The following is a 3,528-nucleotide window of genomic DNA, read 5'->3' as shown; positions in this document are numbered from 1 at the left end:
CCCGAGATGCGACCGCTGTACGGCGGGAGCCTTACGCAGAGAGAGGGAATGATCAAAATGCAGGTCAAAGACGTCATGGGCATGGTCGCCATCGCGGTCCGGCAGGATGCCTCCTTCGCCGAGCTGGTCGCCACGATGCAGCGCTTCAAGGTCGGCGCGGTGGCGGTGATCGACGCCGACCGCCGTCCGGTGGGCGTGGTGTCGGAGGACGACCTCCTGCTCAAGGAGACGAGCCACCGGCACGGTGAGGGGTTCTTCCCGAGCCGCCGGCGCCGTCAGGAGCAGCACAAGGCGGCCGGGGCCTACGCCGGTCAGATCATGAGCAGCCCGGCGATCACGGTGACGGCGGGGACGCCGGTGCGCGAGGCGGCCCGGCTGATGCACGATCACCGGATCAAGCAGCTGCCGGTGATCGACGCGGTGACCGGCAAGATCGTGGGGACCGTCCACCAGGGCGACCTGCTGAAGGTCTTCATGCGCTCGGCGGCCGATCTGCGCCGGGAGGTCGTCCGCGCGCTGGCGGGCCTCGGCTTCGCCACCGACGAGGTCACCGTCGCCGTCAAGGACGGTGTGGTCACCCTGGGCGGGCAGGTGGCGCTGTGCTCGCAGATCGCTCCGCTCGTGGCGGCGGTCGAGGAGGTCGACGGCGTGACGGACGTCGAGGACGCCGTGACCTACACGGTCGACGACCTCGTCGCCGCGCCCCTTCCCTACCTGTGAGCGAGAGTCTCACCGGGATCGGGAACGAAGGGTGACCGGCCCGTTCGGCGGGTAGTTGAAATCCTACGTATCGTAACCATCTGCGGATAGTTCAGGGGGCGAGCCATGGCCGGGCAGCTTCGGGCGATTCGACAGAAGATCAAGTCCGTCCGGTCCATAGCGAAGATCACCAGGGCGCAGGAGCTCATCGCCACCTCCCGGGTCTCCAAGGCCCGCGACCGGGCGCATGACGCCGAGCCGTACGCCCGTGAGATCACCCGGGCGGCCTCGACTCTGCTCACCCATCATCCGCACGCCGACCACGCGCTGCTCAACCGCCGTCCCGACACCTCGCGGGTGGCGGTGCTGCTGGTCACCGGCGACCGCGGGTTCTGCGGCGGCTACAACCACAATGTGCTCCGGCACGCGGAGGCGCTGGCCGCCCTGCTGCGCCGGCAGGGCAAGGAGCCGGTCTTCTACGTGACCGGGCGCAAGGGCATCGAGTGGTACCGCTTCCGCGGCCGGCCGACGGTCCGCGTGTGGCAGGGCGCCTCCGGCGCCCCCGTCTACGACGTCGCGGCCGAGATCGGCCGGACGCTCGCGACGGCCTACGACACGCCGACCGCGGAGGGCGGAGTCGGCGAGGTGCACGTGGTGTTCACCGAGTTCGTCTCGATGCTGACCCAGCGGACGGTGGTCCGCAGGCTCCTGCCCATCGAGGTCGAGGAGCGCGAGGCCCCGCAGGGGCACGAGCCGCCCGTGCGGGCGCCGTTCGCCTTCGAGCCGTCCGCGGGCGTCGTCCTGGACGTCCTGCTGCACAAGTACGTCGACGCCCGCATCTGGCACATCCTGCTGATCTCCGCGGCGGCCGAGCACGCGGCCCGGCGTACGGCCATGACGGCGGCCACCGACAACGCCCGGCAGCTGATCGGCGCGCTGACCCGGCAGGCCAACGAGGCCCGGCAGGCGGAGATCACCACCGAGCTCACGGAGATCGTGGGCGGTGCCGCCGCGCTGGCGGCCTCGAACAGGGACTGAAGCGCCCCGGCGAAGGACGGGTGAAGTGGGAAACGAGGGACGAAGGTCCCACGTATAAAGGCTGTTTTCCTACGACCTGGAATCCCGAAAAACGGTCAAATGGTGACAGGTTCCCGGCTGCTGGACAGACGCACCACGGGTCACACGAGACCCGGGACGGTCACCGGCCATCGCGCCGTCCATGCCGAGAGGGCCACCGCCGAGCGGCAGGTGGTCATGGCATCACCAACGGGAAGCACCATGAACGAGAAACAAGGCGGTCTGCTCACCGAAGCGGCCGCCGCTGATCGCCCCGCCGGATCCGGCGGAACGGCCGCGGAAGCCGGGAAGGAACCCCGGTTAGGACTGCTCCAGGCCACCGCCCTGGTCGTCGGGAACATCGTGGGCACCGGGATCTTCCTGCTCCCGGCCTCGCTGGCGGCCTTCGGGACGGTCAGCATCCTGGCGTTCGGCATCGTCACCCTCGGCTCGCTCGCCCTCGCCGTCGTCTTCGGTCGGCTCGGCCGGCGCATCCCCGCCTCGGGCGGGCCGTACGCCTACGCCCGCGACTCCTTCGGCGAGTTCCCGGGATTCCTCAACGCCTGGTCGTTCTGGATCACCGCCTGGGCGGGCAACGCGGGCATCGCCGTCGCGTGGGTCGGCTACGTCGTCTACTTCGCCGAGGCCGCCTTCGGCCTCGACTGGAGCGGCACCGGCGCCCAGGTGGTCATCGGGCTGGTCGGCCTGTGGATCCCGGCGCTGATCAACCTGGCGGGCGTCACCAAGATGAGCCTGTTCCAGCTGGTGACGACCATCCTGAAGTTCGCCCCGCTGGTCTTCGTGGCGATCGTCGGCCTGTTCTTCGTCCAGTCGGACAACTTCGGCCCGTTCAACGCCACGGACGGCTCGTGGATCGGGGCGATCTCGGTGGCCGCGGCCCTGGTGCTGTTCGCCTACTCCGGTGTGGAGAGCGCCAGCATCGCGGCCGAGAAGGTCAAGGACCCCGAGCGCAACGTCGGCCGCGCCAGCGTCTACGGCACCTTGGCCTGCGCGGCGCTGTACATGCTCGGCACCGTCGCGGTCTTCGGCACCGTCCCCCACGACAAGCTGGTGGGCTCCACCGCGCCCTTCGCCGACGCGATCAACGCGATGTTCGGCGGCAGCGCCTGGGGCACGGTGATGGCCGCCTTCGCGATCATCTCCGGCATCGGCGCGCTGAACGGCTGGACCCTCCTGGTCGCGGAGATGCCGATGGCCGCCGCGCGCGACGGCCTGTTCCCGAGGATGTTCACCCGGATGCGCGCCGGCAACGTGCCGTGGGTCGGAATCGTCGTCGGCACGATCCTGACCTCGGTCACGTTCGTCACGGCCTTCGCCGCGGAGAACGCCTTCAACACGATCCTGCTGCTGGCGACCTTCACCACGGTCGTGCCCTACCTGTTCTCCGCCGCCGCCCAGCTGTTCTGGCTGGCCGCCGGGGAGCGCAGGGGCGGCGGGAGGAGCCTGGGCTGGAACATGACGCTGGCCGCCGTGGCCCTGCTGTTCACCTTCTGGATGATCTTCGGCGCCGGCGGCGACGCGGTCTTCCAGGGAACGCTCATGCTCCTGGCGGGGATCCCCGTCTACATCTGGGTCAAGGCCTCGCGCGGTGAGTACGGGCCGAAGGAGATCGCACGGGTCGAGGGAGAGCTGCGATGAGGTTCCACGTCGACTCCGAGGTCGGCCGGCTCCGGCAGGTCATCCTGCACAAGCCCGAGCTCTCGCTCAAGCGGCTGACCCCCTCCAACAAGGACGAACTGCTCTTCGACGACG

3 protein-coding genes are annotated in these 3,528 nt (G+C 69.6%); all 3 read left to right on the top strand.

All coding sequences use genetic code 11. The features are described from left to right. The first annotated feature begins 57 nt into the window (after nucleotides 1–57). The 3 genes from Pta02_RS40500 to Pta02_RS40490 all read left to right on the top strand — a co-directional run bounded on the left by Pta02_RS40500 (nucleotide 58) and on the right by Pta02_RS40490 (nucleotide 3,414). On the top strand, nucleotides 58–720 hold the full coding sequence (locus tag Pta02_RS40500; RefSeq protein WP_203880366.1) for a CBS domain-containing protein: 663 nt from the start codon (nucleotides 58–60) through the stop codon (nucleotides 718–720). Nucleotides 721–825: 105 nt separating this feature from the next. Continuing rightward, entirely contained in the window at nucleotides 826–1,737 is a 912-nt protein-coding gene (locus Pta02_RS40495; RefSeq protein ID WP_203880365.1) for a F0F1 ATP synthase subunit gamma, read from the top strand. Between the two features lie 240 nt (nucleotides 1,738–1,977). Beyond that, a complete protein-coding gene (locus Pta02_RS40490) occupies nucleotides 1,978–3,414 on the top strand; it encodes an amino acid permease (RefSeq protein ID WP_203880364.1) in 1,437 nt (478 codons plus the stop codon). The last annotated feature ends 114 nt before the right edge of the window (nucleotides 3,415–3,528 follow it).

This window comes from Paraplanobispora takensis (assembly GCF_016863195.1).
In the GTDB taxonomy this organism is placed as follows: Bacteria; Actinomycetota; Actinomycetes; order Streptosporangiales; family Streptosporangiaceae; genus Planobispora; species Planobispora takensis.
The sequence above is the reverse complement of the archived record's forward strand: the minus strand, read 5'-3'. Positions and strand labels throughout refer to the sequence as shown.